This is a genomic window from Streptomyces sp. NPDC052052, assembly GCF_040680455.1.
GTDB lineage: Bacteria > Actinomycetota > Actinomycetes > Streptomycetales > Streptomycetaceae > Streptomyces.
On sequence record NZ_JBFAWU010000003.1, the window covers coordinates 265,854 to 291,205 of the forward strand.

Annotated in this window: 27 protein-coding genes; 12 read left to right on the forward strand and 15 right to left on the reverse strand. The window is 69.7% G+C overall.

Annotation, left to right across the window (positions count from 1 at the left end; genetic code table 11):
* Nucleotides 1-32: 32 nt before the first annotated feature.
* Nucleotides 33-1,037 carry a WD40 repeat domain-containing protein gene (locus AB0L71_RS05185; protein ID WP_365238022.1) on the reverse strand — a complete coding sequence of 335 codons (1,005 nt, stop codon included), beginning with the start codon at nucleotides 1,035-1,037 and terminating at the stop codon, nucleotides 33-35.
* A gap of 58 nt (nucleotides 1,038-1,095) precedes the next feature.
* Here AB0L71_RS05185 and AB0L71_RS05190 point away from each other — a divergent pair, with 58 nt between their 5' ends.
* A complete protein-coding gene (locus tag AB0L71_RS05190; RefSeq protein WP_365238025.1) occupies nucleotides 1,096-1,782 on the forward strand; it encodes a GDSL-type esterase/lipase family protein in 687 nt (228 codons plus the stop codon).
* Between the two features lie 52 nt (nucleotides 1,783-1,834).
* Here AB0L71_RS05190 and AB0L71_RS05195 read toward each other — a convergent pair whose 3' ends face one another.
* Nucleotides 1,835-2,461, reverse strand: a complete 627-nt coding sequence (locus AB0L71_RS05195; protein ID WP_365238027.1) for a helix-turn-helix domain-containing protein — start codon at nucleotides 2,459-2,461, stop codon at nucleotides 1,835-1,837.
* Nucleotides 2,462-2,915: 454 nt separating this feature from the next.
* On the opposite strand from AB0L71_RS05195, the gene AB0L71_RS05200 reads away from it, so the two are divergent.
* Nucleotides 2,916-3,725 carry a class I SAM-dependent methyltransferase gene (locus AB0L71_RS05200; RefSeq protein WP_365238030.1) on the forward strand — a complete coding sequence of 270 codons (810 nt, stop codon included), beginning with the start codon at nucleotides 2,916-2,918 and terminating at the stop codon, nucleotides 3,723-3,725.
* Nucleotides 3,726-3,740: 15 nt separating this feature from the next.
* Here AB0L71_RS05200 and AB0L71_RS05205 read toward each other — a convergent pair whose 3' ends face one another.
* The 4 genes from AB0L71_RS05205 to AB0L71_RS05220 all read right to left on the reverse strand — a co-directional run bounded on the left by AB0L71_RS05205 (nucleotide 3,741) and on the right by AB0L71_RS05220 (nucleotide 6,658).
* Nucleotides 3,741-4,457 carry a hypothetical protein gene (locus tag AB0L71_RS05205; protein WP_365238032.1) on the reverse strand — a complete coding sequence of 239 codons (717 nt, stop codon included), beginning with the start codon at nucleotides 4,455-4,457 and terminating at the stop codon, nucleotides 3,741-3,743.
* 230 nt (nucleotides 4,458-4,687) lie between these two features.
* Nucleotides 4,688-5,341 carry a hypothetical protein gene (locus tag AB0L71_RS05210; RefSeq protein ID WP_365238035.1) on the reverse strand — a complete coding sequence of 218 codons (654 nt, stop codon included), beginning with the start codon at nucleotides 5,339-5,341 and terminating at the stop codon, nucleotides 4,688-4,690.
* Between the two features lie 199 nt (nucleotides 5,342-5,540).
* On the reverse strand, nucleotides 5,541-6,122 hold the full coding sequence (locus tag AB0L71_RS05215; RefSeq protein ID WP_365238038.1) for an isochorismatase family protein: 582 nt from the start codon (nucleotides 6,120-6,122) through the stop codon (nucleotides 5,541-5,543).
* A 116-nt stretch (nucleotides 6,123-6,238) separates the two neighbouring features.
* Nucleotides 6,239-6,658 carry a hypothetical protein gene (locus tag AB0L71_RS05220; RefSeq protein WP_365238039.1) on the reverse strand — a complete coding sequence of 140 codons (420 nt, stop codon included), beginning with the start codon at nucleotides 6,656-6,658 and terminating at the stop codon, nucleotides 6,239-6,241.
* A gap of 118 nt (nucleotides 6,659-6,776) precedes the next feature.
* Between AB0L71_RS05220 and AB0L71_RS05225 the strand changes: the two genes are divergently transcribed.
* Nucleotides 6,777-7,547 carry a helix-turn-helix transcriptional regulator gene (locus AB0L71_RS05225; RefSeq protein WP_365238369.1) on the forward strand — a complete coding sequence of 257 codons (771 nt, stop codon included), beginning with the start codon at nucleotides 6,777-6,779 and terminating at the stop codon, nucleotides 7,545-7,547.
* Entirely contained in the window at nucleotides 7,544-7,723 is a 180-nt protein-coding gene (locus AB0L71_RS05230) for a DUF397 domain-containing protein (protein ID WP_365238042.1), read from the forward strand. Before AB0L71_RS05225 ends, AB0L71_RS05230 begins: the two co-directional genes overlap by 4 nt.
* 42 nt (nucleotides 7,724-7,765) lie before the next feature.
* Here the strand turns inward: AB0L71_RS05230 and AB0L71_RS05235 are convergent, their stop codons facing one another.
* The 4 genes from AB0L71_RS05235 to AB0L71_RS05250 all read right to left on the reverse strand — a co-directional run bounded on the left by AB0L71_RS05235 (nucleotide 7,766) and on the right by AB0L71_RS05250 (nucleotide 10,546).
* The gene (locus tag AB0L71_RS05235; RefSeq protein WP_365238044.1) at nucleotides 7,766-8,629 is read right to left on the reverse strand and encodes an ABC transporter permease; all 864 of its coding nucleotides are present in this window, start codon (nucleotides 8,627-8,629) and stop codon (nucleotides 7,766-7,768) included.
* A complete protein-coding gene (locus tag AB0L71_RS05240; protein WP_365238047.1) occupies nucleotides 8,589-9,473 on the reverse strand; it encodes an ATP-binding cassette domain-containing protein in 885 nt (294 codons plus the stop codon). The genes AB0L71_RS05235 and AB0L71_RS05240 overlap by 41 nt, the downstream gene beginning before the upstream one ends.
* A complete protein-coding gene (locus AB0L71_RS05245) occupies nucleotides 9,470-9,925 on the reverse strand; it encodes a MarR family transcriptional regulator (RefSeq protein WP_365238049.1) in 456 nt (151 codons plus the stop codon). Before AB0L71_RS05245 ends, AB0L71_RS05240 begins: the two co-directional genes overlap by 4 nt.
* 99 nt (nucleotides 9,926-10,024) lie before the next feature.
* Entirely contained in the window at nucleotides 10,025-10,546 is a 522-nt protein-coding gene (locus AB0L71_RS05250; protein WP_365238052.1) for a hypothetical protein, read from the reverse strand.
* 66 nt (nucleotides 10,547-10,612) lie between these two features.
* On the opposite strand from AB0L71_RS05250, the gene pip reads away from it, so the two are divergent.
* The 3 genes from pip to AB0L71_RS05265 all read left to right on the forward strand — a co-directional run bounded on the left by pip (nucleotide 10,613) and on the right by AB0L71_RS05265 (nucleotide 15,422).
* Nucleotides 10,613-11,608 carry a prolyl aminopeptidase gene (gene pip, locus AB0L71_RS05255; protein ID WP_365238055.1) on the forward strand — a complete coding sequence of 332 codons (996 nt, stop codon included), beginning with the start codon at nucleotides 10,613-10,615 and terminating at the stop codon, nucleotides 11,606-11,608.
* A gap of 407 nt (nucleotides 11,609-12,015) precedes the next feature.
* Complete coding sequence (locus tag AB0L71_RS05260) at nucleotides 12,016-14,301, forward strand: peptidoglycan recognition protein (protein ID WP_365238058.1); 2,286 nt, start codon at nucleotides 12,016-12,018, stop codon at nucleotides 14,299-14,301.
* 125 nt (nucleotides 14,302-14,426) lie between these two features.
* Nucleotides 14,427-15,422, forward strand: a complete 996-nt coding sequence (locus tag AB0L71_RS05265; protein WP_365238061.1) for an aldo/keto reductase — start codon at nucleotides 14,427-14,429, stop codon at nucleotides 15,420-15,422.
* Nucleotides 15,423-15,561: 139 nt separating this feature from the next.
* Here AB0L71_RS05265 and AB0L71_RS05270 read toward each other — a convergent pair whose 3' ends face one another.
* On the reverse strand, nucleotides 15,562-16,092 hold the full coding sequence (locus AB0L71_RS05270; RefSeq protein WP_365238063.1) for a PadR family transcriptional regulator: 531 nt from the start codon (nucleotides 16,090-16,092) through the stop codon (nucleotides 15,562-15,564).
* Between the two features lie 89 nt (nucleotides 16,093-16,181).
* On the opposite strand from AB0L71_RS05270, the gene AB0L71_RS05275 reads away from it, so the two are divergent.
* Nucleotides 16,182-16,970: an alpha/beta hydrolase gene (locus AB0L71_RS05275; protein ID WP_365238066.1), complete on the forward strand. Its 789-nt coding sequence runs from the start codon at nucleotides 16,182-16,184 to the stop codon at nucleotides 16,968-16,970.
* Between the two features lie 139 nt (nucleotides 16,971-17,109).
* Here the strand turns inward: AB0L71_RS05275 and thpR are convergent, their stop codons facing one another.
* The gene (gene thpR, locus AB0L71_RS05280; protein WP_365238371.1) at nucleotides 17,110-17,673 is read right to left on the reverse strand and encodes an RNA 2',3'-cyclic phosphodiesterase; all 564 of its coding nucleotides are present in this window, start codon (nucleotides 17,671-17,673) and stop codon (nucleotides 17,110-17,112) included.
* Between the two features lie 112 nt (nucleotides 17,674-17,785).
* Between thpR and AB0L71_RS05285 the strand changes: the two genes are divergently transcribed.
* Complete coding sequence (locus AB0L71_RS05285) at nucleotides 17,786-18,379, forward strand: Uma2 family endonuclease (protein WP_365238069.1); 594 nt, start codon at nucleotides 17,786-17,788, stop codon at nucleotides 18,377-18,379.
* Nucleotides 18,380-18,460: 81 nt separating this feature from the next.
* On the opposite strand, the gene AB0L71_RS05290 is transcribed toward AB0L71_RS05285, so the two are convergent.
* Together AB0L71_RS05290 and AB0L71_RS05295 are read right to left on the reverse strand one after the other, a co-directional pair.
* Entirely contained in the window at nucleotides 18,461-19,795 is a 1,335-nt protein-coding gene (locus tag AB0L71_RS05290) for an MFS transporter (RefSeq protein WP_365238072.1), read from the reverse strand.
* A gap of 85 nt (nucleotides 19,796-19,880) precedes the next feature.
* Nucleotides 19,881-20,321, reverse strand: coding sequence for a MarR family transcriptional regulator (locus AB0L71_RS05295; RefSeq protein ID WP_365238074.1), 441 nt, complete (start codon nucleotides 20,319-20,321; stop codon nucleotides 19,881-19,883).
* A 146-nt stretch (nucleotides 20,322-20,467) separates the two neighbouring features.
* On the opposite strand from AB0L71_RS05295, the gene AB0L71_RS05300 reads away from it, so the two are divergent.
* Nucleotides 20,468-20,683 (forward strand): ribbon-helix-helix protein, CopG family, encoded by a 216-nt coding sequence (locus AB0L71_RS05300; protein WP_365238077.1) that lies wholly within the window; start codon nucleotides 20,468-20,470, stop codon nucleotides 20,681-20,683.
* Here the strand turns inward: AB0L71_RS05300 and AB0L71_RS05305 are convergent.
* Nucleotides 20,676-22,130 (reverse strand): NCS2 family permease, encoded by a 1,455-nt coding sequence (locus AB0L71_RS05305; protein WP_365238079.1) that lies wholly within the window; start codon nucleotides 22,128-22,130, stop codon nucleotides 20,676-20,678. The genes AB0L71_RS05300 and AB0L71_RS05305 overlap by 8 nt on opposite strands.
* Nucleotides 22,131-22,362: 232 nt before the next feature.
* Between AB0L71_RS05305 and AB0L71_RS05310 the strand changes: the two genes are divergently transcribed.
* Both AB0L71_RS05310 and AB0L71_RS05315 read left to right on the forward strand, forming a co-directional pair.
* Nucleotides 22,363-22,680, forward strand: a complete 318-nt coding sequence (locus AB0L71_RS05310) for a DUF2530 domain-containing protein (RefSeq protein ID WP_365238081.1) — start codon at nucleotides 22,363-22,365, stop codon at nucleotides 22,678-22,680.
* A 160-nt stretch (nucleotides 22,681-22,840) separates the two neighbouring features.
* Nucleotides 22,841-25,321 (forward strand): HAD-IC family P-type ATPase, encoded by a 2,481-nt coding sequence (locus tag AB0L71_RS05315; RefSeq protein WP_365238083.1) that lies wholly within the window; start codon nucleotides 22,841-22,843, stop codon nucleotides 25,319-25,321.
* The last annotated feature ends 31 nt before the right edge of the window (nucleotides 25,322-25,352 follow it).

The window sequence follows — 25,352 nt, forward strand, 5'->3', positions numbered from 1 at the left end:
TCATCCTCGCAACCCCCACTGACAACGGCGGCTCAGTCCCTGCCGCGCCGCCGCCCCAGGAACACCAGGGCCCCGATCCCGGCGAGCACCAGGACACCGGTCAGGGTCGTGCCCTTTCCGTTCCCGGTGTCCCCGGTGTCCGCGCGGTCCGCTCCGGCGGAGGGCGTCGACGAGTCGCCGCTCCGGGACGGCGACTTCGCGTCCGCTGTGCCGGATCCGCCCAGGTCCACCCGGACCACGTCGCTCCGCTCGCCCTCCGAGCCGTACATCAGCGCCGAGCCGTCCGCCGTGTACGTCACCGACTCCGCCTGCCGCTGGAGCGGCGCCCGGACCGCGTGGTCGGCGCCGAGCCTGCCGTTCGCGAAGGCGTACCCACGGGCGCTGAAGTACGAGCGCAGCACCAGTTCCTTGCCGTCCGGCGAGAACGCCCCATCCGTCACCCACGGCACCTCCCCCACCCGCCGGAAGACATTGGTGGCGCCGGTGGTGAGCTTCGCGGGGCCCTCGTAGAGCCCGCCGCCGTCCTCGTTCTTCGACGCGATGTAGACGCGCCCGGTCGTGGGGTGGACCATCAGCGCCTCGGCGTTGCGCGGCCCGTCCGCGTACTTCACGTCGAACTGGGTGGCGCGGACCGTCGCGTCCCGCAGCTCCTTCGGCTCCGGGAAGCGGTAGATCCACACGTGGTCCCAGCTGCCGTTCAGGTTGTCGCCGATGTCACCGACGTACAGATTGCCGTCGGGGCCGAGCGAGATGGCCTCCACATCGCGGGGCCGGCCCACCCCCTGCATGGTGATCGTCGCGACGGTCCTGCCGGTGCGGGAGTCGACGGCGTAGACGTACGGCCCGTCGTCGCTGTCGTTGTGCGTCCAGTAGATGCCGGGGTGGGTGCGGCTGGCGGCGAGGCCGCTGGACTCGGTGATCCGCGGGTCCTCGATCGTGAAGCTCCGGTCGGCTCCGTCTCCGGACGCCGCGGCGGGCACCGTGCCGGAGAGGAGGAGCAGTGCGGCGGCTCCGAACGCAGTCAGGTACGCAGGCATGGCCCCAGTGTCCATCGTCACGTCGCAGGCCGGACGGAAGATCCGCGATGATGACGCCATGCGTTACACGTTTGTCGGCGACTCCATGACGATCGGCTGCGCCGGCGACTTCACCTGGCGCTACCGGATGTGGCAGCACCTCGCCTCGGATCCCAGCACCCCGTTCGCGATCGTCGGACCGCGCAGCGAGCTGTACGACATGGAGGCGAACGCCCCCGTCTCGCACGCGTACGGCGCACCGGAATTCCCCACTGAGGCCCGCGCCCATCTGGCCGGCTGGGGCGAGGGCTGGCTGCACATGGCCCCGGTGATCGCCGACACGGTCGCCGAGCACCGCACCGACGTCCTGCTCGTCTCGCTCGGCCTGATCGACCTCGGGTTCTACACGGACAGCGGTCAGACCGCGCTGAACGTACGGGCGTTCATCGAGGCGGCCCGCACCGCGAACCCGCGCGTCAGGATGGTGCTGCTGCCGGTGATACCGAATGTGCGGGCCGAGTCGGACGCCCCGTTCGCCGCCGAGTGCGACCGTTTCAACGAACTCCTGGCGAAGGCCGTCGCCGACCTCGACGACCCGAAGTCGCCGATCCTGCTGGCCTCCACCCCTCCGACGTACGACATCCACCGGGACACCTACGACGGCACCCACCCCGGCCCCACCGGCGAGCACAAGCTGGCCGCCGCCTTCGCCGACGCGATGCACCAGGCCTGGGGCCTGGGCGGCCCGTACACGGTCCAGCCGTAGCGTCTCGCGGCCGGCCGCCGCTCGGCCGGCCGGTCCGGCAACGAGACGCGGGTCAGGACGGCAGGATCATGGCCAGGGAGAGCCGGGTCAGCTCGTCGGTCAGCCACTCGGCGTCGACCTGCCGGGGCCGGCGGCCGTGGTGGGCCATGAGTTCGTCGACCGCGTGGTTCAGCACCGTGACGGTCACATGGTGGTCGCTCGGCACCGCCTCGCCCCGTCGCACGGCGCGCTCGGCCTCGGAGCTCAGGAACTCGATCCACATGGCCCGCCAGGTGGCGAGGTGGTTGTCCACCTCCCGGCTCACCCCCAGCACCTCGACGAACGCCACTCGCGCCGCACAGGGGTCCTCGGTGACCGCCTTCACATAGGCGTCGAAGAGCAGCCGGACCCGCCGCTCCGTCGGGCAGTCCTCCATGCCCTCGGCCATCAGGGCGTTCTCCGCGGCGCGCAGCCCGTGCGTCGCCACCTCGTCGTAGATCGCCATCAGGAGCACCTCCCGCGAGACGAACTCCTGCTGGAAGACATGAACGGGCACCTTCGCGTGCTCGCACAGGTCCTCGACGCTTGTGCGCGCGTACCCGTAGGCGGCGAACAACTGACGTCCGGCCAGCAGGAGTCGGTCCCGCGCCCCCGGGCCCTCCTGCGGCTGTCCGACCGCCCTGTTCCGCTGGTTCGCCATGACACCCACCATCGGTCCTCCTTCGTCGTCCGTACCGCTGCGCTCCCACTCTCCACGCTCGGCGCCACCGGCGGGGCGTGCGCCACGCACTCGGGCACGCGTAGGGCGGCACCTCGGTCAAGTCCGATTGCCCATCGAACCGTTGCTGCTACGGTCGGAATTTTGGACCCGCTCCCGCGCCCGTACCGGAACCGAAGGACCGTTCGGAACAGGACGCACGGAGCCCGCGGCGCACTCCCTCGAAAAAAGACCCTGGGGTCACCCGTAAAGACCCCCTCCAGACCCCTCCATGCACACATACACACCCGAACCACCCGCCACGCAAGGGGGGTTACCGGGACGCCGCCGCCGGTCCGCCAGGAAGTCGTCAGCGGCTTTCATCGCCACGGTCCGGCCTGGTCCCCCCTGCCGAACAGTCCTACTGTTCCCCTCCTGAAGAGGGGAACGGAACCACATGGACCGGAACATACGCACGGTGGACGACGTACTGAGGCTCCTGGACGGCCTGTTCACACGGGAGGCCGACCGGTGGACGGCGGACGGGGCGTCCTGGTGGGACAGCTTCTACGCGGACCGGACCAGGCCGGTCCCGTTCTTCGTGGCGAAACCCGACGAGAGCCTCGTCTCATACGCGGAGCGCGGCCTGATCACCCCGGGCCGTGCCCTGGATCTCGGCTGCGGACCGGGTCGCAATGCCCTCCATCTCGCCTCGCTGGGGTTCGAGGTCGACGCGGTGGACCTGTCGCGGGAGGCCATCGCCTGGGCCGAGGACCGCGCCCGCGAGGCCGGGGCCGACGTACGGTTCCACTGCGGCGACGCCTTCGCCCTCGCGGCGAGCGAGCTGACCGGCCCGTACGACCTGATCTACGACTCCGGCTGCTTCCACCATCTGCCGCCCCACCGCCGCGTCAGCTACCTCGCTCTCCTCGACTCCCTCCTCGCCCCCGGCGGCCACCTCGCCCTCAGCTGCTTCGCCGCCGGTGAGGCAGGCATGGGGTCCGAACTCCCCGACGCCGCCTTCTACGACCGGGCCGGCCTGCAGGGCGGCCTCGCTTACACACCGGAGTCGTTGCGCTGGATCTTCTCCGACCTGACCGAGATCGAACTCCGCCGCATGCGCGACGAACCACCGCACTCTCCGTACTTCGGTGAACCCTTCCTCTGGACGGCCCTGTTCCGCGCCACCGGTGAGCGCCGCGGCGAGGAACATCCGGTGGCGCCCACGGCTGCGTCGTGCGACGAGGCGCGGGCGGACCTCACCTGATGCGGCACCGGACCGTCACGAGTGGTAGAGCACCCGCACGATCATCGTGTCGCCGGGCAGGCCGTCCAGGTAGGCGTTGAACATCCTCTCGTAGTCGGGGCCTCCGCCCTCCACCCATCGTCCGTCGAGGGTGAGCAGGGCGGGGGTGGGCAGCACGGCGGTCACATGGCGGGTCACATAGGTCTCGAGGTCCGCGTCGAAGTGGTGCGCGGGGTCGGAGGCGAACCGCTCCTCCAGGGCGGGGTCGGCCTCGATCACCTGGATCAGGGGCTGTTCACGGAAGGCGGCCACGGCCGCCTCCCTGGCGTCCTCCGGATCCAGGGTCCTGGCCCGCTCTTCGAAGTGGTGGAAGGGCAGCGCGGGCGGGTAGCGGTCGGCGAAGGCCTGGTACGCCGTCCAGGTGTCGGCCCTCCGGCGGGCCTCGGCAGCGCGGGGAGTGTCGAGGTCGAGGATGCCGCGCGGGCCGCCGTGGCAGCGGGAGGGTGGTAGGTCCTCGGGGTGTTCGGTCCAGTCGTCGTACCTCACGAGCCGGGGGTCGCCCTCGTGGCCTGGCAGTACGTCGAAGAGACAGTTCGCCCCGGAGACGAACCAGTAGCTCCACTCCCCCACCCAGTCAGGGTGGGGGCGGTCCTCACGGTCGTACCAGAAAGGGGCCATCGCCTGCTCGATCGCCTGCTTCAGCCCGTCGGGTCCGACGGGCGGCAGACAGACGGTGATGCGCTGTTTGCCCATGGTGTCCCCTCCTGTGGTGCGGTCCGTGCTCGGTGCGCGGTCGTGTGGAATGGTGCGTGACCCGGCCCGCCTTCAGGGCGCTCCGACTCCACTGGACGGCTCTGTTCCGCGACGCCGGTGAGCACCGCGTCCAGGAGCCCCCAGCGTCGCAGAACACCGGGAAGACGCGCACAGCCGCTGACACACACGTCACCGGCTGCGCCGCGGACGGGGCTCGACGAGGGTGGCGGTCAGGCCTTGGTGGTGCAGATCGCGTTGTACGGCCTGCCCACACTCGGGAACAGCTCCAGGGGCTCGTCGGTGCCGGCCGGGCAGTCCTCGGCCGTCTTCGTCAGGTCGAGCACCTTGTACACACCACTGCCCCCGCTGCCGCAGGCGACTTCCTTGGCCTGCTCGTCCACGCAGTCACCCTTCACCAACTGGCCCCCGCCCGCGCCCGCGTCACCGGGGTGGTCGCCGGAGAGGTTGCGGCCACAGATGGTCTTGGTGGGGATGCCGGTACTGGCGTTGCCGCCGTAGGAGACCTTCACGGAGATGATCTCGTCCGTCCCGGCCGGGCACTGGATGGAACCGGCGAAGATGGCACCGTCCTTGATGGCGAGGGCCTTGATCGTCGCCTTGGAGTCGTCGCAGTCCATGGCCTCGAAGCCGTCCTTCGACTCGCTGGTGTCGGGCCCGGCGCAGTCGCCGACCTTCCAGTCCTTGGCCTTGTGGCTTCCGTCGTCGGACGAATCGTTGCAGGCGGTGGCGGCACCCAGTACGAGGCCGAGGACGAGCACCGCCTTGGCCCCGTGCAGGAGAGCCCCACGAGAACCGTGCCGGGATCGGGCTACGGCAACGGTGCCGCTGCCGCTCGGGGCTCGGGTACTGCCATGGATGCTCATGCTGCTCCTCAGGTGTTTCGGCGGGGGGAGTGCCCCCGGTGTGACGCGCCTGAGGACGACAGGACCGAGCACCGCGGTTCCCGGCATGGCCCCGCCGTCCACGAAGGCCGACGGGGAAGCGGGCACCGGGCCCTGGCACCGAACTCTCCTACTGGGCAACGGTGTTCGCGCTCCTGTATGGGGCCGATGCCCAGGGGCTTCAGCGCTGCCGGGGCACGGCGGCGAACGTGACATCCGCGGCGTGTGCGATCACTTCGAGCGCACTGCCGAGGGCCCATTCGGCGACCCGTGAGACCGCCGCGGCCGGGACGGCGCCGCTGATCCCGGGTGCGGCCGGGATGTCGTGCGTCGCGTGGGCATCGTGCGGCATGACGACCCGGTACCCGAGCGCCAGTGCGGTACGGGCCGTCGCCTGCACGCATATCTCGGACATCACCCCACAGATGGCGAGCCCCCGCACCCCGGATTCCGTCAACAGGCTTGCCAGCGCGGTGCGTTGAAAGCCGTCGGCCTCGGTCTTGCGGATCACGGCTTCCGTGGGACCGGTCTCGACGGGGTGGTGGAGTTCCCACCCGGGCGTGTGGGGCTCGTCGCCCGCTCCGGGCGCCCCGTCGTTCTGAACGTGCACGACCAGCGCCCCGTCTCTTCGTGCTCGGGCGATCAGGTCCGCCGTCCGGTCCACGAGCCTGGCCGTATCGGGCACGGCCCTGTCGCCGGAGACGGCGGCCTCCTGAACGTCCACAACCAACAGGGCCTCTACGGGGTTCGCATGCTCGCTCATCGCCGACCATCATGACCGTCGGAGCTACGTGCCTCCAGATGTTTTCGGCTCCGGCGCAGACGTACCGGCCGGCCTCCAGTAGTGGGGCGGGTCTCCCCTGCCGACCGGTCACGCCGCTACCCTTCGCGTGCCGTCACCTCAAGAACCAGTTCGTGCAGGAGAGCACCGTCGACGAACGGCGCCTCCGTCGTGGGCAGTGAGCGCCAGTCGAGCGGCCAGGTCAGTCCGTCCAACGCCGGGACCCCGACGAACGCCGCGCCCTGCCCGTAGCACCCCATCACCCGCGCCCCCGAAGGCCACCGGTGCGCGCGGGCGCTCCGCGGCGGCAACAGGAAGTACATGCTGCGCTCCCCGATCCCCGACCGCACGATCGGGCCCGCCTGGAAGTCGGTGAACTGCATGATCTCGTAGGCGACTTGTTCGCCGAGTACGCCGGAGATCCGTACCGCGTCGAAGTGCACGCCCACGTGTCGCAGGGCGTGCCCGGACGTGGGCACCCACGAGGGCACCGGACTGAGTGAACTTTTCCGTTCCATGAGGAAAGCGAACCGGCCGAACACCTACGGTGACCAGGGACACAGGGCTTCTGTGCACTGTTGTGTACGCAGGGGAGGGAATGTGCGCTCCAGTGACCGGAGCGGCAGCAACGTCGAAATGTTCGGCAGACTGCTGCGCTTCTACCGCGAACGGGCCGGGCTCTCGCAGGAGACCCTCGGTTCAAGGATCGGCTACTCCAAGTCACAGGTAGCCATGGTCGAACGAGGGCAGCGGCCTCCCAAGGAAGAATTCATCGCACAGGCGGACAAGGCGCTCGGTGCACAAGGTGCACTCGACGTCGCGGGCGAGAAGCTGAGCTTCACCCATCTGGCCTTGTGGTTCGAGCCGTTCGCGGAAGCGGAGATCACAGCATCGGCCAGGCATGAGTACGAGACTCATGTCGTACCCGGACTGTTGCAGACCGAGGACTACGCGCGCACGGTGTTCAACGGCGCTCCGGTCGACGACGACGTGGTCGAAGGTCGCGTCCTGGCACGCCTGGCCCGCCAGAAACTCTTGACGCGAAAGCCCCTGGCGGACATCAGCTTTGTCCTGGAGCTCGGCGCTCTCACCCGTCCCATCGGGGGCCGCCGCGTACACAAGGGCCAGATCGCCCGCATCCTGGAGGTCTCGGAGCTACGGCATGTGCAGATGCAGGTGATGTCGCCGCATCGGGAAACTCACGCCGGACTCGGTGGCCCGTTCGTTCTGTTGGAGACCCAGGAGCGACGCCAGCTCGCCTACCTGGAAGCGCAGGGACACAGCTTCCTCATCAGCGAACAACCGCATCTGAGCCAGCTGTTCGGGAAATATGGCACGCTTCGAGCACAGGCGCTCAGCCCCGAAGAGTCCAGAGACATGATCGAGCAGGTGGCGAAAGACCTATGAACACCGGCCTCAACTGGTTCAAGAGCAGCTACAGCACCGAGGACAGCGGCAACTGCGTCGAGGTGGCCGCCTCCCCCGGCCGCGTCCACGTGCGTGACTCCAAGGACCTGTCCGTCCCCGCCCTCTCGCTGTCCCCCGCCGCCTGGGCCGACTTCCTTCCGTACGCGGCGCGGTAGCGCTGCCGGGCCAGCCGTACGCCGCCCCGCCGCCCCGACCCCTCAACGCGCAAGCCGCCCCAGCAGGGAGCCGGCGACGGCGATACCCACCAGCGCCGCGAAGGCGAGGACCGCGAGGTCCAGGCCGAGGTGTGCGGGGGTGCCGATGAGGAGTCCACGCAGCGCGTCGACCTCGTAGCTCAGCGGGTTCACTCTGCTGATGGCCTGGAGCCAGCCGGGCATCAGGGCGACCGGGTAGAGCGCGTTGGAGGCGAAGAAGAGCGGCATGGTGATGGCCTGGCCGATGCCCATCAGGCGGTCGCGGGTCAGGACGATCCCGGCGATCGACATCGACAGGCAGGAGAAGAACGCCGAGGCGAGGACGACCACCAGGACCACGCCGAGCAGCCGCAACGGGTTCCAGGTCATGCCGACACCGATCAGTGCGGCGATCACGATGACGACCGCCGCCTGGATCGTGGCCTTGACCCCGGCGGCGAAGGCCTTGCCGGTCACCAGGGCGGTCCGGGGCGTCGGCGTGACCATCAGTTTGGTGAGGACGCCCGAGTCCCGCTCCCAGATGATCATGATGCCGTAGAAGATCGCGATGAACATGGCCGACTGCGCGATGATGCCCGGCGCCAGGAAGTCCAGATAGGGGACGCCGCCGGTCGGGATGGCGTGGATCCGGGAGAACGTCACGCCGAAGATCAGCAGCCAGAGCGCGGGCTGGACGGCGCGGGTGTAGATCTCGGTGCGGTCGTGGCGCAGCTTCTGCATTTCGACGACGCACATCGCGACCACTCTCGCCGGCACCACGCGCCAGCCGGTGCGAGGCGGAGGCGGAGTCCTGAGCAGCGCGAACCGCTTTTCCGCCGGGACGGACTCAGCCGAGGCGGGATGCGGTGCGACGGGTACGGCGGACATCTCGGAACGCTCCTTTCCCTTCGCGGGAACGAGAACCGGAATCGGAACCCGGGCCGGGGTCGTTCAGGCCGCTTCCGGAGTGGTATCGGAAGACGTCCTCCAGGGTCGGCGGTGGAAGGCCCCTCTCCCCCGCTTTTCGCCAGGCGGCGACGAGTTCGCCCTTGAGCCGGGCCGGGGTGCCGAGCGCCCGGAGTTTGCCGAGGTGCATCAGCGCGAGCCGGTCGCAGCGCTGGTCGGCCTCGTCCATGGAGTGGGTGGTGACGAGCACGGTCATGCCCGTGCCGTGCCGTATCTCGGTGATGCGGTCCCAGACGCTGTCCCGCGCGATCGGGTCCAGGCCGATGGTCGGCTCGTCCAGGATCATCAGCCGGGGCGCGCTGACGAGTGCCTGTGCGAGTTCGAGGCGGCGGACCATGCCGCCGGAGTACGTGGCGACGAGCCGGTGCGCGACCTCGCCGAGGCCGACCGCGTCCAGGGCCTGGGAGACCCGGGCGGCGCGCTCGCGGCGGGGCACGTCGAAGACACGGGCGAAGAGCTGGACGTTCTCCCGGCCGGTGAGGCTCGCGTCCGCCGACAACTGCTGCGGTACGTAACCGAGCATGCGGCGTACGGCCATCCTGTGGCGGGCCACGTCGTGGCCGAACACCTCGATGACGCCGGCCGGCACCGGAAGGAGTGTGGTGACCGCGCGCAGGGTGGTGGTCTTGCCCGCCCCGTTGGGTCCCAGCAGGCCGAACACCTCCCCCTGGCCGACCAGCAGGTCCAGGCCGTCGACGGCCTTCGCGTCGCCGAAGCTGTAGCTCAGTCCGGTGCAGTTGAGGGCGGGAATGGTTTCCGTGGTCATGCGATCTCCTCCCCTTCACGCAGCGAGGCGGCGAGTCGGCGCAGGGCCGGGAGTGCGGCGGCGAGTGCCGCCCGGTCGTCCCCGTCGAGCCCGGCCAGGTGTTCGCGGAAGAGCGCCTCGCGGCGGGCGTGCCAGTCACGCAGCCTCCCGATCCCCGCGGGGGTCGGATACAGCAGCGCGGCCCGTCCGTCTCCGGGGTCCTTCTCGCGCCGCAGCAGTCCCTCGGCGACGAGGTGGTTGACCAGGGTGCTGACCGAGTTGGAGGCGAGGCAGAGGCCGTGTGCGGCGGTCGAGACCCGGATACCGGGCCTTTCGGCCACCAGCCGCAGCAGTTCGGCGTGCGCCCCGCGCAGCCGGGGCGTCGGCAGGCCGCTCCACAGCCGTCGCCGGGCGAGCCTCTGGATACGGGGCAGAAGTCCGGCGAGCTCATCAGGCAGATCGCCCGCCGCCATGGGCCCATTTTATCTCCGTATGCGAGCTAAGGGCTCTCCCCGATCTCCTGTCCGTGCGCGGCTGCGCCCCGGTCCCCTCAGAGCCCTGGGGCGGCCCCGTCAGATCTCGGCGAACCGCTCCCCGCACCGGCTGCAGAACACCGGCTGCGGGTCCTGCGAGAGCCGGCCGCACGCGGGGCAGACCCGGTCCAGCATGCAGGGCGCCTCGCCGCCCTCGTGCGCCGTCGGGGGCGCGGTGAGCGGCGCGGCCGGGGCCGCGGCGGGAGGCTTGATGGTCAGGCCGGGGCGGCGGCGGTGCACGGTCACGTAGGCCAGCCCCTCCGGTCCGGCGGCAAGCGCACGGCGGGAGGTACGGGGCAGCCAGAGGACGGTGGTCGGGGTCAGGTCCAGCACGTCCCCGCCTGCCGTGACGACCCGGCCTCCGCCCGCGATGACGACGAGGAGGACGTCCAGGACGTCCTCCTGATGCTCACCGACCTCCGCGCCCGCCGGAAGGCGCACCAGATTGGCATCCAACTCCCGCCCCTGTTCGGCTAGTTGCCACAGGGCGCCACGGTCGTCAGGGGTGGCGGCGGTCAGCAGGTCGTCGAGTACGGCCAGGATCCGGGGTGCGGAATTCACAGCAGTCAGGCTACGCCCGCCCTACGCTGACCCCTTTGCCCGCCGAGCCGAAGGAGCCGTCGCACCATGGACCGCGAGCCCGACCAGCCGTACCCGCCGATCGAACCGTACGAGCACGGCATGCTCGATGTCGGTGAAGGCAACCTCGTGTACTGGGAGGTGTGCGGCAATCCGGCCGGCAAGCCCGCGCTCGTCGTGCACGGCGGCCCGGGGTCGGGGTGCACCGAGCGGCCCCGGCGGCTCTTCGACCCGGACCGCTACCGCGTCGTCCTCTTCGACCAGCGGGGCTGCGGCCGTTCCACCCCGCACGCGAGCGACCCGGCCACCGACATGCGATACAACACCACCGACCGGCTGATCGCCGACATGGAGCGCCTGCGCGTGCACCTCGGGATCGACAACTGGCTTCTGTACGGCGGGTCCTGGGGATCGACGCTGATCCTCGCGTACGCCGAGCAGCACCCGGAGCGGGTCACCGAGATCGTGATCCCGGCCGTCACGACGACCCGGCGCTCCGAGATCGACTGGCTGTACCGGGGCGCCGGCCGGATCTTCCCGGAGGCCTGGGAGCTGTTCCGGGCCGGGGTGCCGGAGGCCGAGGAGGACACGACCCCGGCCGTCCTCGCCGCGTACGCACGACGGATGGAGAGCCCCGATGCCGGGGTGCGGGAGAAGGCGACGGCCGACTGGTGCGCCTGGGAGGACGCGGTGCTCTCCCAGGAGGCGTACACCGGACCGCCGCCGTACAGCGGGCGCCCCGGCCGGGCACAACAGGCGCTGGTGCGGGTCTGCTCGCACTACTTCTCCCACGGCGCCTGGCTGGAGGAGGGGCAGCTGATCCGGGACGCGGGGCGGCTGGCGGGGATTCCGGGTGTGCTGGTGCACGGCCGGTTCGATCTGGGCGGGCCGCTGATCACCGCGTGGGAGCTCGTGAAGGCGTGGCCGGACGCGGAACTGACCGTGATCGACGGTGCGGGGCATCTGGGTGGTCCGGCGACGAGCCGGGCGGTGCTGGAGGCCCTGGACCGGTTCGCGCTCCCCTCCCCACCGGATGGTTCGTGACGGGTGGGCCCCGGGGGCCGTGACCCGCATGCGCCGGCCCAGGGGCGGCCCGCCGAGCCATTACTCACACACACTCGGCCAACTCCCTTTCGGCGCAGGGAAGTTCGTCTACCGAATCCCTTGGGAGGAATCGGCGCACTACCCGTCGACGGTGTGTGTTCCGGCCCGTCACCGCTCTGGGACGTGGCCGGATCCCGCCCCCCGGCGGTGACCGGATTCCCCTCGATACCACCCGCGTAGACATTCCGTGGCCCGGACATGGCAAGCTATGTCTTCGCTGCAGGCGCGCTTCAGCACACGTACCCCCCACTGGTCGTGTTCGTCCCCCCACTGATCCTGTGACGACCGATGCTGTCGCCCGATGCAGCGGCTGAACGCACGCACATCTGACGACGACGGGGTACGACGTGAGAGCGAAGAAGAGAATCTGGGCGACCGCCGCCCTGGCCACATCCGCCGTGGCGGGAGTCCTGGTCTTCGAGGGAATGACGGGCGACACCTCGGTGACCGCGGCTGCCAAGCCCGGTCCGGTCAAGGCCGAAGTGCACGCGACGGCGTTGAAGGTCGCCGGTGACGGCGCGTCCGCCGTACTGGGCAAGCGGGACACCAAGCCGTTCAGCATGCTGGGCATCACCTGGACCGACCCGGCGGCCAAGGTCACCGGAACCGTGGAGGCCCGGACCAGGTCCGCCGCCGACGGGACCTGGTCGTCCTGGCTGCCGCTGGAAACCGATATCGACGCGCGTGCGGAGACCGGCCGGTCCGACGTACGCGGCAGCACCGAGCCGCGCTGGGTGGGCCCGTCCGACGGGGTCGAGGTGCGCATCAACGCGGGTGGCAAGGTCTCCACGAAACTGCCCGCGGGGCTGCGGCTGGACACCGTGGACCCGGGCCGGAGCAACACCCTGGACGCGGACCCGGCCGCCTTCGCGGCCGACATCGAGGGCGAAGACCCCACCACCGATTCGGCGGAGACGCCCACGTCCGAGGCACCGGCACCGAGCGACAGCACGGACTCCGCTGCCGAGGACGCATCGTCCGACACGGCGTCATCGAGCCCGAGCGCCACGGCCACGGACCAGCCCGCTCTCACCGCGAGCGAGAGCTCCTCGCCGTCCGCGAGCACGTCCCCGAGCGCCTCTGCGAGCGACACGCTGCCGCCCGCACCGGTGTCGACCGTGCCCAAGCCGCCGATGACCTCGCGTGCGGGCTGGGGCGCCGACGAGTCGATGAGCCCGGAGGAGCCGGAGTACAACAGCACCCTCAAGGCGGTCTTCGTCCACCACACCGCCGGGACCAACGACTACACGTGCGCCGAGTCCGCAGCCGTGGTGCGCAGCGTGTACGCGTACCACATCCAGGCCGAGAAGTGGAAGGACATCGGCTACAACTTCCTGGTCGACAAGTGCGGAACGATCTTCGAGGGCCGTAAGGGCGGCGTGGACCGGCCGGTCCTCGGTGCCCACACCTACGGCTTCAACCGGGAGTCGACCGGTATCGCGGTCCTCGGCACCTACACGAGCACAACCGCCCCGAGTGCGGTGACCACCTCGGTGGCCCGGATCGCCGCGTGGAAGCTCGGCCAGTACAAGGGCGATCCGGCGGGCACCACCTTGCTCACCGCGGGCGCCAACGGCAACAACAACTTCGGGACCTCCTTCACCGCCGGCAAGACGTACACCTTCAACCAGATCTCCGGCCACCGCGACGGCTTCAACACCGAGTGCCCCGGCACGAAGCTGTACGGGCAGCTGCCCGCGATCCGCAGCCTCGCCGCGGGCCCCGTCACCGGTCTGGCCATCAAGTCGGTGACCGGCGCCGGGCTCTCCGGTACGACGTACTACACCAAGTCCGCCGTCACCGTGGGCTGGTCGGCGAGCACCCCGAGCGCGTTCATCTCGAAGTACGAGCTGCTGGTCGACGGCAAGTCCGTCGCCACCACCGCGGGCACCGCCACCTCCGCCAAGGCCACCCTCGCCGTCGGCTCCCACAAGGTCCAGGTCCGGGCCACCCACCAGTCGGGCAAGGTCACCACGTCCGCGGCGGCCACCGTGGTCGCCGACCAGACGGCGCCCTCCTTCAGCACCAAGCCGAACCTGGTCCTGCGCACGGGCACGGTGAACACCACGGCCGTCCCGATCACCCTGAAGTGGAAGGCCACCGACGCCGCCGCGCTCAAGGAGGTCAGGCTCACCGCCCCGGTCGCCAAGACCTACGGCCCGACGGTCACCAGCGCCTCGCACACCGCGAAGTCGGGTACCGCGACCAGCTGGGCCATGAAGGCGTACGACCAGGCGGGCAACACCGCCTCCGCGTCGGTCTCCGGCACCCCGGTCATCCTCCAGGAGAGCTCCGCGACCAAGAAGGGAACCTGGACGACGAAGTCCTCGTCCAGCTACCTCGGCGGCAAGTCGTACTCCAGCAAGTCGAAGAGCGCCAGCCTGAGCTGGACGTTCACCGGCCGCTCGGTCGCCCTGGTGGCGTCCAGGGCCTCGACCTCCGGCCAGGTGTACGTCTACGTGGACGGAGTGAAGGTCTCCACCGTGGACCTGAAGTCCAGCACCACCAAGTACCGCGACGCGCTGTGGACGAAGAGCTGGTCCAGCAGCGCCAAGCACACCGTCAAGATCGTCGTCGTGGCCACCTCGGGCCGCCCGACGGTCACCACCGACGGCATCGTGTACCTGAAGTGACCGCCCCGGGCCCTCGGCCCGCATAGGCACGCGCACCCGTCCTGCCCCCGGCACACCGCCGGGGGCAGGACACGTTCCGGGGCGGTCTTGCCTTGAGCGGGCTCGAAGGCGTTGGCTTGGCGCCCATGAAGTACACGCAGCTCGGACGCACCGGACTCAAGGTCAGCCGCCTCGTCCTCGGCACCATGAACTTCGGCCCGCAGACCAATGAGGCGGACAGCCACGCCATCATGGACTCGGCGCTGGAAACGGGTCTGAATTTCTTCGACACCGCCAATGTCTATGGCTGGGGCGAGAACAAGGGCCGCACCGAGGAGATCATCGGCACCTGGTTCGCCCACGGCGGCGGACGCCGCGACAAGGTGGTCCTGGCCACCAAGATGTACGGGAACATGGGCGCCGACGGCGAGGCCTGGCCCAACCACGACAAGCTCTCCGCCGTGAACATCCGGCGCTCGGTCGACGCGTCGCTGAAGCGGCTCCAGACGGACTACATCGACCTCTACCAGTTCCACCACATCGACCGGAACACTCCCTTCGAGGAGATCTGGCAGGCGATCGACGTCCTGGTCCAGCAGGGGAAGATCCTCTACGTCGGTTCGTCGAACTTCGCCGGTTACAAGATCGCCCAGGCCAATGAGCTGGCCGCCCGGCGCGGCTCGTTGGGCCTGGTCAGCGAGCAGTGCCTCTACAACCTGATGGAACGCCGCGCCGAGATGGAGGTCATCCCGGCCGCGCAGGAGTACGGGCTCGGCATCATCCCGTGGTCCCCGCTGCACGGCGGTCTGCTGGGCGGTGTGCTGAAGAAGGAGCGCACGGGCACGGCAGCGCGTTCGGCCTCCGGCCGCAGCGCGGACGCGCTGAAGAACTCGACGGAGCGCGAGAAGATCCAGGCGTACGAGGACCTGCTCGACAAGCACGGCCTGGAGCCGGGCGAGGTCGGCCTCGCATGGCTGCTCACCCGGCCGGGGGTGACGGGACCGATCGTCGGACCGCGCAACCAGGAACAGCTGGACTCGGCGCTGCGGGCACTGGAGCTGGAACTCCCCGATGACCTGCTGGCCGAACTGGACGAGATCTTCCCGGGCCCGGGTCCCTCGCCGGAGGCATTCGCCTGGTGACGCCGAGCTGACGGGCTGCCCGCCCGACAGGTCCGGGCCGCCGCCGCCCCGTCCCGGCATCGCCGGGGGCGAGGGCGGGGGCGGCCCGCTTGCGTTGCGTCGGGGCGGGGGTGGCGGCGGCCCGCTTGCGTTGCTCCCGTCAGAGCGCTGCTTCGAGTTCCTTGAGCGTCTCGCCGAGCCAGCGCAGTTCCGCCTGGCTGGTCGCGCGGGCGACCTTCAGCAGCCCGCGCCGGAACGGGTCCTCGAACGTCTCGGCACCGAGCGGCCGGTCGCCCTCGTAGAAGAAACTGCTCGGCTCCTCCAGGAACGCGAGCCGGCGCCGCAGCACCGCCGACTGCTCGGCCGGTGACGCCAGATGGCGGAGGAAGGCCAGCACGGTGAACCAGCGGTTCTCGTCGCTGATGTCCACGTCGTCGGCCTCCCGCAGCCGGCGCCGCAGTTCCTCGCGCCCCTGCTCGGTCAGGGTCAGCGTGTGGCGGGGGGCGGCCCTGGTGCCCGGCTCGGTCCGGCGCTCCAGCCATCCGGCTCGCTCCAGGCGCTTGATCGCCGGATACAGCGTGCCGTCGGCGATGGGGCGGACGTGTCCGGTGAGGTGGGCGACCCGTCGCTTCAGCTCGTAGCCGTGCAGCGGCTGTTCGTACAGAAATCCCAGGATGGCCAGTTCCAGCATGCGAGCATCCTCCCTCACCCCGTTATACATCGATGCCGATATATAGTGCCGCCAATGCTTTCCCGGTGATACGACACGGCGGAGGACACATGCGGAACGCCCAGGTGACGGCCGACGGTGCGCACATCCGGTGGGTGGAGCTCCCCGGGCGTCCGGGCACGTCCACGGGCACGTCCCGTACCCGGGTCTATCTGCACGGGCTCGGGGCCTCGTCCGGCCCGTACTTCACCGCGAGCGCCACGCATCCCCTGCTGGCCGACAGCCGGTCGCTGCTGATGGACCTGCTCGGCTTCGGGATCAGCGACCGCCCCACCGGCTTCGGCTACACGCTCGAAGAGCACGCCGACGCGGTGGCTGCGGCGCTGGAGGCGGCCGACGTGCACGGCGCGGACGTGGTCGCGCACAGCATGGGCGGCGCGGTGGCCATCGTGCTCGCGGCACGCCACCCGCACCTCGTGGCCCGGCTCGTGCTGGTCGACGCCAATCTGGACCCGATCGCCCCCGACCCCTCGCAGGCGGGCAGCAGCGGCATCGCCGCGTACACCGAGGAGGAGTTCCTGGCCGGCGGCCGGGAGGAGGTGCGCGACCGGGTGGGGGCCCACTGGTGGGCGACCATGCGCCTCGCGGGGCCCGAGGCGCTGCACCGCAGCGCGGTACAGCTCGCCCGCGGAACGACGCCGACGATGCGCGCACTCCTGCTGAACCTGAAAATCCCGCGCACGTATCTGCGCCCCCAGGACGACGGACCGCTGCCCGGCGAGGACGAGCTGACCGAGAACGGGGTGCGGGTCGTGGCGGTCCCGAAGTGCGGGCACAACATCATGCTGGACAACCCGGAGGCGTTCGCCGAGGAGACGGCGAACGCCCTCAAGGCGTGAGAAGCAAGGGCAGGCGACAGACGGCCGTCACTGCCCGACGGCGGCTGCCACGGCGACGACGACGAACATCAGCACGAGCGCGGCGGCCATGATGCGGTTTCTGGTCTTGGGATCCACCCTTCGAGCGTAACCGGAGCGCTCAATGGCCCAGCGACCAGGATGCGATCGTCTCGTACCGAGGCCGTGCTCCCGGCATCCGGCCGCCCGGCAGGTTGCTGCGGACGAGGGAGAGCTCGCCGACCTCCCACTCCGTGCCGTCGAAGTCCGCGAGCGCCGCGGCGTAGGGGCGCAGGTCGGCGTCGGTGCGGCTGCGGGCGAGGGTGAGGTGCGCGCTGTAGTGGCGGTGCTCCTCCATCGGGATGCCGGTGCGCCGGGCCGCGGCATCGGCGCGTCCGGCGAGGAGCCGCAGGGTGTCGACCGCCCCCGCGGCCCCGGTCCACAGCACCCGGCCGCCGAACCGGCCGGCCCCGTGGATGCGCAGCCGGAAGGGTTCGGTACGGCGGGCCGCCCGCCCGAGGCGCTCCTCCAGCTCGGGCAGCAGTTCCTCGTCCACCGACCCGAGGAACGCGAGCGTGAAGTGCCAGCCGGGCGTCCCGGTCCAGCGCAGCTTCCCCGCGCCGGGAAGCGAACGCAGCGGGTCCACCACGCGGTGCAGTTCCTCGAGCGCGTGGTCGGGCGGCAGAACGGCGACAAAGAGTCTCATGCTGCTCATGGGCCGAGTGTCGCACCGTACCTGGCGTGTCCCGGGGTCCGTGCGCGTCGTTGTCCTACGCGGCGGCCCGCGCGCCCGTGCGGCAACGGGAGGGAGCGGCACGATGACCGTCGTGGCGGACGACAGGACCGATATGGCCGAAGAGAGAGACGACGAGCGGACTCTGGACTCCATGTTCGAGTGGCTCGAGGATCTGCCACTCCCCGAGGGATTCAAGACCGAGATCGTCGAGGGGAACATCTACTTCACGCGGCAGCGGCGTACGCACTGGCGGATGATTCTCCAGATCATCGAACAGTTGCGTGAAAGATTTCCGCAGGAGCGCCTGCTGTCCGATGTACGCGTCGACTTTCCCGGGCACCTCAACGGCTTCGCGTCCGACGTGCTGGCACTGCGGGAGGACGCCCCGAAGGACACCAAGGGGAACCTGCTGTTCGTGGGTGTGGAGTTCGTGGCCGAGGTGATCTCCAAGGAAACCGTCGCCAACGACTACGGCCCGAAGAAGGACGCGTACGCCGCAGCCGGTGTGCCCGTCTATCTGATCGTCGACCCGTACAGCGGCGAGTGCCACGTCTTCCGGAACGCTGTGAACGGTGTGTACGGCTCCAAGCTGTCCGTGCTGTTCGGCACGGACATCGACCTCACCGACACCCCGGTGGGACTGGTCCTCCACACGGGCGAGTTCCCCCGCGACTGACGCTCCCCCGACATGCGTCAGGGCCTGGCCGGTGGGATACCGGCCAGGCCCTGTTGCCGTATGTCGGCGCCGGACCGAGGGTCAGGCCGCCGTGGCGAGTTCCTCGCGCGGGACGAACCGCAGGTGCGGGCGGCCCGGGCGGAAGTCGAGCTTCAGGCGCAGCCCGCCCACGCGGGCCAGCATGATGCCGACGCCGAGCGCGGCCAGCAGGGAGAACGCGCCGCCGACCGCCATGCCGGTGCGGACTCCGTAGGCGTCGCTGACCCAGCCGACGATCGGGGCGCCGATCGGCGTGCCGCCGGCGAAGACCATCATGTACAGGGCCATGACCCGGCCGCGCATCGCCGGGGCGGCGGCCATCTGGACCGTCGTGTTCGCGGTGATGTTGGTGGTCAGTCCGATCATGCCGATCGGGACCAGCAGGATCGCGAAGATCCAGACGGACGGCGCCAGGGACGCGATGATCTCCAGGAGACCGAAGGCGACGCCCGCGGCGATCAGCATCCGCAGCCGCGAGGAGCGGCGGCGGGCGGCGAGCAGGGCGCCGGCGAGGGAGCCGGCGGCCATGAGGATGTTGAAGAACGAGTACATCCCGGCGCCGCCGTGGAAGATCTCGTCCGCGAAGGCCGTCAGCCAGATCGGGAAGTTGAACCCGAAGGTGCCGACGAAGCCGACCAGGACGATCGGCCAGATCAGCTCGGGGCGCTTGGAGACGTAGCGCAGGCCTTCCCGCAGCTGCCCCTTGGCGCGCGGCACGATGACGGGCTTGTGCAGCTCGCTGGTGCGCATCATCATCAGGCCGATGAGCGGGGCGGCGAAGGACAGGCCGTTGAACATGAAGGCCCAGCCGCTGCCGACGGTGGTGATCAGGACACCCGCCACTGCGGGGCCGATGAGCCGGGCGGACTGGAAGTTCGCCGAGTTGAGACTGACGGCGTTCCCCAGGTGGGCGGGGCCGACCATCTCGGAGACGAACGACTGGCGGGCCGGGTTGTCGACGACCGTCACCATGCCGAGCAGGAACGCGATGAGGTAGACGTGCCACACCTGGACGACGCCGGAGAGGGTGAGGACCGCGAGGGCGATCCCGCACAGGCCGAGTGCCGCCTGGCTGAAGAGAAGGAGCTTGCGCTTCGGAAGACGGTCGGCGATGACGCCGCCGTAGAGCCCGAACAGAAGCATCGGAAGAAACTGGAGGGCCGTGGTGATACCGACGGCGGCGGCAGACCCGGTGAGGCTCAGAACGAGCCAGTCCTGCGTGATGCGGGACATCCAGGTGCCGATGTTGGAGACCGCGCCGCCCATGGCGAACAGGCGGTAGTTACGGATCTTAAGAGACGAGAAGGTCCCTCCGGGCCTGCTCTCGTGGGTGGAAGTCGGTGCGGGGGCGGAGTCTGCTCCGGATCCCGTACTCAAAAAGGTTCGCCTCCTCGGGCACGTACGTTCATTGACTGGCGGAGATGGGGAGGTGTGCGCCGTCCGGTGGTCCGGTGCGCGCCCGCTACAGGTGGGCGAGCTTCTCCAGCACAGGGGCCGCTTGGCGCAGCGTCTCCCACTCCTGCTCGTCCAGGCCCTCGGCGAGGCTGGTCAGCCACGCGTTCCGCTTGGAACGGCTCTCGGCGAGCATGGCCTCCGCCTGTTCGGTCTGGCTGACCATCTTCTGGCGACGGTCGTCGGGGTGCGGTTCCAGCCTGACCAGTCCCTTGGCTTCCAGCAATGCGACGATGCGCGTCATCGACGGGGGCTGCACATGCTCCTTGCGGGCCAGCTCACCGGGCGTGGCCGAACCGCAGCGGGCGAGCGTGCCGAGCACCGACATCTCGGTGGGGCTCAGCGACTCGTCGACGCGCTGGTGCTTCAGGCGCCGGCCGAGCAGCATCACGGCGGAGCGCAGGGAGCTCACCGCGGCCGCGCTGTCGACGTCGTGGATCAGGTCAGGCATGTTCATTAGGGTATCTCATTACCTACCCTAAAGACCATTCGCGTGACACGGGCGAGAGCCATCTCACCCCCTTTGCTCACCCGTTCGAGTGAGTTGAATCCGGAAAGTGACGCAGATCGGCCTTCGAGGCCGTAAGCCTGCATGCCATGGGATCGACGGTGCTCAGCCTGCGGATAGACGGTGAGCTGCTCGACCGGCTCCGGCAGCATGCCGCAAAACGCGGAATGAGCGTCCAGGACTATGTCGTCCGGACGCTCATTCGCGATGACTTCGACGAGCGCTTCAAGGCGGCCGTCGACGAGACGGAGAAGTTCTACGGTTCGGAAGGGACCGCAGGAATCAGGACCGAAGAGGTCACGTGAGGCCGAGGGCCGGCATCGCGTAGTAGAAGACGAAGACCACCGACACCACGTACATGGCCACCGGCACCTCGCGCCAGCGTCCGGCCACGACCCGCAGCACGGAGAAGGCGATGAAGCCGATGCCGATGCCGTTGGTGATGGAGTAGGTGAACGGCATCATCAGCATGGCCAGGAAGGCCGGGATGGCGAGCGTGTAGTCGCTCCAGTCCACGTCCCGCACCGAACCCGCGGTGATCAGGAAGCCGACCGCCACCAGCGCGGGAGTGGCCGCCTGCGAGGGGACCATGGTCGCCAGCGGCGTCAGGAACAACGCCACCGTGAACAGCAGGCCCGTCACGACGCTCGCGAGGCCGGTGCGGGCGCCCTCACCGACACCCGCCGTGGACTCCACGAAGCAGGTGGTGGCGGAGGAGGAGCTCGCACCGCCCGCGGCGACCGCGACGCCGTCCACGAACAGCACCTTGTTGATGCCGGGGAAGTTGCCGTTCTTGTCCGTCAGGTGCGCCTCGTCACCGACACCGAGGATGGTGCCCATCGCGTCGAAGAAGCAGGACAGCAGCACGGTGAAGACGAACAGGATGCCGGTGAGCACACCGACCTTGTCGAAGCCGCCGAACAGACTGACCTGACCGACCAGCCCGAAGTCCGGAGTGGCGACCGGGTTGCCCGGCCACTCCGGCACGGTCAGCCCCCACGACCCGGCAGGCAGATCGGCGACCGCGTTGATGATCACTGCGACGACCGTCATCGCGACGATCGAGATCAGGATCGCGCCCGACACCTTGCGGACCAGCAGCGCCAAGGTGAGCAGCACGCCGACGACGAAGACCAGGACCGGCCAGCCCAGGAGGTGACCGTCGCCGCCGAGCTGGAGCGGGACCGTGGTGTGCGCGGCGTCCGGGATGCGGGAGACGAAGCCCGAGTCGACCAGGCCGACCAGCAGGATGAAGAGACCGATACCGATCGCGATGCCCTTGCGGAGCGACTTCGGTACGGCGTTCATCACGCGCTCGCGCAGCCCGGTCGCGACCAGCAGCATGACGACGATGCCCGCGAGGACGACCATGCCCATCGCGTCCGGCCAACTCATCCTGGGGGCGAGCTGGAGGGCCACGACGGTGTTGACGCCGAGGCCGGCGGCCATCGCGATCGGCACATTGCCGATGACGCCCATCAGGAGGGTGGAGAACGCGGCGGCCAGCACGGTGGCGGTGACCAGCTGGCCTCCGGCGAGCTGATGGCCGTACATGTCCTTCGCACTGCCGAGGATGATCGGGTTCAGCACGATGATGTACGCCATCGCGAAGAACGTGGCGAATCCGCCGCGGACCTCGCGCGCGACCGACGACCCCCGTTCGGAGATCTTGAAGAAGCGGTCCACGCCGTTGCGTGGTGCGGAGGCCGGGGGCTGCTGGGAGTCGACCGGAGCGGTGGCCGAGGGGGACATGTATGCCTCAGTAGTCGTCAGTAGTCGTACGTAGGGGGGCTTAAAAGTTGTCAGCTTTGGACTTTTACACGAATAATTCGAGCCAGCAGCAAACAGATTCAGTATGAATACATAAGGCGAAGATCGCTATCTCCGCGCGTAGACCGTTGCGCCACATGGCCTGTCGGTCCTTGTGGATGCCGCCCCTACGGGGCAAGGGGTCCGGGCGGGGGCCGGACCCTACACTGAGGTCATGGCGAAGTGGACACCGAAGCACGAGGCACCCGAGCCCCTGGAGGGGCCCGTCGTCGCCACCATCACGGGCGGCACGATCCTCTGGTTCGTCCTCTTCCTGGTCCAGCTCCCCTTCTACGGCTGGTTCGACGACCACGGGCACCTGTGGTGGCTGTGGACCTGCCTGGCCGGTGCGGGGCTCGGCCTGATCGGCATCCGGTACGTACGGGCTCGCGACGCGGCGATCAAGCGGGACGCGGCGGCGAAGGCGGCTCAGCAGCCGGGCGGTCCGGACAACGGCAGCGGCCCGGCACCGCACCCCGGCGCGACGGCCTGACACCACCCGCCCACCCGCGGAACCGCGCTCCCGACGCCACGCCACCCCGCGCGGGGTGGCTGATACTCCTCCTGTCGGAGGACCATTCCCCTCCTCCCCCGGTCTGATCTTCGGACCCCCCAGTGGGTGAACAGGGCCAACCACCCGTACCGTCGGAACCATGACGCAGCGGGCACCCCATTCCTTCGGCGAACACATCCCTGAGCCATCCGGTCCTCCCGATCACCCCGAACGGTCCAGGATCGACGCCGGAGCCGAGCTCGACCCGGTCCACCCGGTCAAACTGCCGGCCCCTGCCGTGAACATCCGGGGGCTGACCTCGGCCGAAGTGGCCGAACGGGTCGCCCGCGGCGAGGTCAACGACGTTCCCGTCCGCTCGTCCCGCTCCGTCGCCGAGATCGTCCGCGCGAACGTCTTCACCCGGTTCAACCTGATCATCGGCGTGCTCTGGCTGATCATGCTGTTCGTCGCGCCGATCCAGGACAGCCTCTTCGGCTTCGTGATCATCGCGAACACCGGCATCGGCATCATCCAGGAATGGCGGGCCAAGAAGACCCTGGACAGCCTCGCGGTCATCGGCGAGGCGAAACCCACGGTGCGCCGCGACGGGGTCGCGGCCGAGATCCACACCTCCGAGATCGTCCTCGGCGACCTCATCGAGCTGGGCCCCGGGGACAAGGTCGTCGTGGACGGCACGGTCGCCGAGGCCGACAGCCTGGAGATCGACGAGTCGCTGCTCACCGGCGAGGCCGACCCCGTGGTGAAGCACGCCGGGGACCATGTGATGTCCGGCAGCTTCGTCGTCGCGGGAGGCGGCTCGTTCGCCGCCACCAAGGTCGGCCGCGAGGCCTATGCCGCCCAGCTCGCCGAGGAGGCGTCCCGCTTCACCCTCGTCCAGTCCGAGCTGCGCACCGGCATCTCCACCATCCTCAAGTACGTCACCTGGATGATGGTGCCGACCGCGATCGGCTTGATCATCAGCCAGCTCGTCGTCCAGGACAACGACTTCAAGAACTCGATCGCCAGGACCGTCGGCGGCATCGTCCCGATGATCCCGGAGGGCCTGGTCCTGCTCACCTCGGTCGCCTTCGCGATCGGGGTGGTACGGCTGGGCCGCCAGCAGTGCCTGGTGCAGGAGCTCCCCGCCATCGAGGGTCTGGCCCGCGTCGACGTCGTCTGCCTGGACAAGACCGGAACCCTCACCGAGGGCGGCATGGACGTCACCGAGGTGCGGGCGCTGGGCGGTGCGGACGCCGCATACCTCCAGCACGTCCTGGGTGCCCTCGGCGCCTCCGACCCCCGGCCCAACGCCAGCCTGCAGGCCATCGTCGACGCCTGCCCGAACGGGGAGAAGTGGCGGTGCACGCAGTCGCTGCCGTTCTCCTCGGCCCGCAAGTACAGCGGTGCCGCGTTCGACGAGGGCGGCGGCCGGACGTCGGTCTGGCTGCTGGGCGCGCCCGATGTGCTGCTGCCCGAGCAGGACCCGGCGCTCACCGAGATCGAGCAGCTCAACGAGCAGGGGCTGCGGGTGCTGCTGCTGGCCCGTGCGCAGGGCGGTCTCGACGGCCCGGACATCGCCACCGGGGCCGTGCCGAGCGCGCTGATCGTGCTGGAACAGCGGCTGCGGCCCGACGCTGGGGAGACGCTGGCCTACTTCGCCGACCAGCGGGTCACCGCGAAGGTCATCTCCGGCGACAACGCGGTCTCCGTCGGGGCGGTCGCCGGCAAGCTCGGTCTGCCGGGCGCCGAGAACACCCTGGACGCCCGCCATCTGCCGACCGAACCGGACGACATGGCCACGGCGGTCGAGCAGAACGCCGTCTTCGGCCGGGTCACCCCGCAGCAGAAGCGGAACATGGTCGGGGCGCTCCAGTCCCGTGGCCACACCGTCGCGATGACCGGCGACGGCGTCAACGACGTGCTGGCGCTGAAGGACGCCGACATCGGCGTCTCCATGGGGTCGGGTTCCGAGGCGACCCGGGCCGTCGCCCAGATCGTGCTGCTCAACAACAGCTTCGCGACGCTGCCGTCCGTCGTCGCGGAGGGCCGCCGGGTGATCGGCAACATCACCCGGGTCGCCACCCTGTTCCTCACCAAGACCGTCTACTCGGTGCTGCTGGCGATCCTGGTGGTCTGCACCAAGGTCGACTACCCGTTCCTGCCGCGCCACCTGACGCTGCTGTCGACGCTGACGATCGGCATCCCGGCGTTCTTCCTGGCCCTGGCCCCCAACAAGGAACGGGCCCATCCGCACTTCGTGCGCCGGGTCATGCGGTACGCGATCCCGTCGGGTGTCATCGCGGCCGTCGCCACCTTCGCGACGTATCTGATCGCCCGGCACCACTACGTCGGTACGGGCGCGCTGGAGGCGGAGACCAGTGCGGCGACCCTCACGCTGTTCCTGGTCTCGATGTGGGTCCTGGCGATCATCGCCCGCCCCTACACCTGGTGGCGGATCTGCCTGGTGGCGGCGATGGGCCTGGCGTTCCTGATCGTGCTGGTCGTGCCGTGGCTCCAGGAGTTCTTCGCGCTGAAGCTGGTGGGAACGGCGATGCCGTGGACCGCGGTGGGCATCGCGGTGGTGGCGTCGGCCGCCCTGGAGTACGCCTGGCGGCTGGTCGGCCGCCGCTTCCCGGTGTAGTGCCACATAGCCGGAAGGCGGCGTTCGCAGG

Coding starts and splice junctions, on each gene's coding strand:
- AB0L71_RS05185 (WP_365238022.1), bottom strand. CDS start 1,037: ATGCCTGCGTACCTGACTGCGTTCGGAGCCGCCGCACTGCTCCTCCTC.
- AB0L71_RS05190 (WP_365238025.1), top strand. CDS start 1,096: ATGCGTTACACGTTTGTCGGCGACTCCATGACGATCGGCTGCGCCGGC.
- AB0L71_RS05195 (WP_365238027.1), bottom strand. CDS start 2,461: ATGGCGAACCAGCGGAACAGGGCGGTCGGACAGCCGCAGGAGGGCCCG.
- AB0L71_RS05200 (WP_365238030.1), top strand. CDS start 2,916: ATGGACCGGAACATACGCACGGTGGACGACGTACTGAGGCTCCTGGAC.
- AB0L71_RS05205 (WP_365238032.1), bottom strand. CDS start 4,457: ATGGGCAAACAGCGCATCACCGTCTGTCTGCCGCCCGTCGGACCCGAC.
- AB0L71_RS05210 (WP_365238035.1), bottom strand. CDS start 5,341: ATGAGCATCCATGGCAGTACCCGAGCCCCGAGCGGCAGCGGCACCGTT.
- AB0L71_RS05215 (WP_365238038.1), bottom strand. CDS start 6,122: ATGAGCGAGCATGCGAACCCCGTAGAGGCCCTGTTGGTTGTGGACGTT.
- AB0L71_RS05220 (WP_365238039.1), bottom strand. CDS start 6,658: ATGGAACGGAAAAGTTCACTCAGTCCGGTGCCCTCGTGGGTGCCCACG.
- AB0L71_RS05225 (WP_365238369.1), top strand. CDS start 6,777: ATGTTCGGCAGACTGCTGCGCTTCTACCGCGAACGGGCCGGGCTCTCG.
- AB0L71_RS05230 (WP_365238042.1), top strand. CDS start 7,544: ATGAACACCGGCCTCAACTGGTTCAAGAGCAGCTACAGCACCGAGGAC.
- AB0L71_RS05235 (WP_365238044.1), bottom strand. CDS start 8,629: ATGTCCGCCGTACCCGTCGCACCGCATCCCGCCTCGGCTGAGTCCGTC.
- AB0L71_RS05240 (WP_365238047.1), bottom strand. CDS start 9,473: ATGACCACGGAAACCATTCCCGCCCTCAACTGCACCGGACTGAGCTAC.
- AB0L71_RS05245 (WP_365238049.1), bottom strand. CDS start 9,925: ATGGCGGCGGGCGATCTGCCTGATGAGCTCGCCGGACTTCTGCCCCGT.
- pip (WP_365238055.1), top strand. CDS start 10,613: ATGGACCGCGAGCCCGACCAGCCGTACCCGCCGATCGAACCGTACGAG.
- AB0L71_RS05265 (WP_365238061.1), top strand. CDS start 14,427: ATGAAGTACACGCAGCTCGGACGCACCGGACTCAAGGTCAGCCGCCTC.
- AB0L71_RS05270 (WP_365238063.1), bottom strand. CDS start 16,092: ATGCTGGAACTGGCCATCCTGGGATTTCTGTACGAACAGCCGCTGCAC.
- AB0L71_RS05275 (WP_365238066.1), top strand. CDS start 16,182: ATGCGGAACGCCCAGGTGACGGCCGACGGTGCGCACATCCGGTGGGTG.
- thpR (WP_365238371.1), bottom strand. CDS start 17,673: ATGAGACTCTTTGTCGCCGTTCTGCCGCCCGACCACGCGCTCGAGGAA.
- AB0L71_RS05285 (WP_365238069.1), top strand. CDS start 17,786: ATGACCGTCGTGGCGGACGACAGGACCGATATGGCCGAAGAGAGAGAC.
- AB0L71_RS05295 (WP_365238074.1), bottom strand. CDS start 20,321: ATGCCTGACCTGATCCACGACGTCGACAGCGCGGCCGCGGTGAGCTCC.
- AB0L71_RS05300 (WP_365238077.1), top strand. CDS start 20,468: ATGGGATCGACGGTGCTCAGCCTGCGGATAGACGGTGAGCTGCTCGAC.
- AB0L71_RS05305 (WP_365238079.1), bottom strand. CDS start 22,130: ATGTCCCCCTCGGCCACCGCTCCGGTCGACTCCCAGCAGCCCCCGGCC.
- AB0L71_RS05310 (WP_365238081.1), top strand. CDS start 22,363: ATGGCGAAGTGGACACCGAAGCACGAGGCACCCGAGCCCCTGGAGGGG.
- AB0L71_RS05315 (WP_365238083.1), top strand. CDS start 22,841: ATGACGCAGCGGGCACCCCATTCCTTCGGCGAACACATCCCTGAGCCA.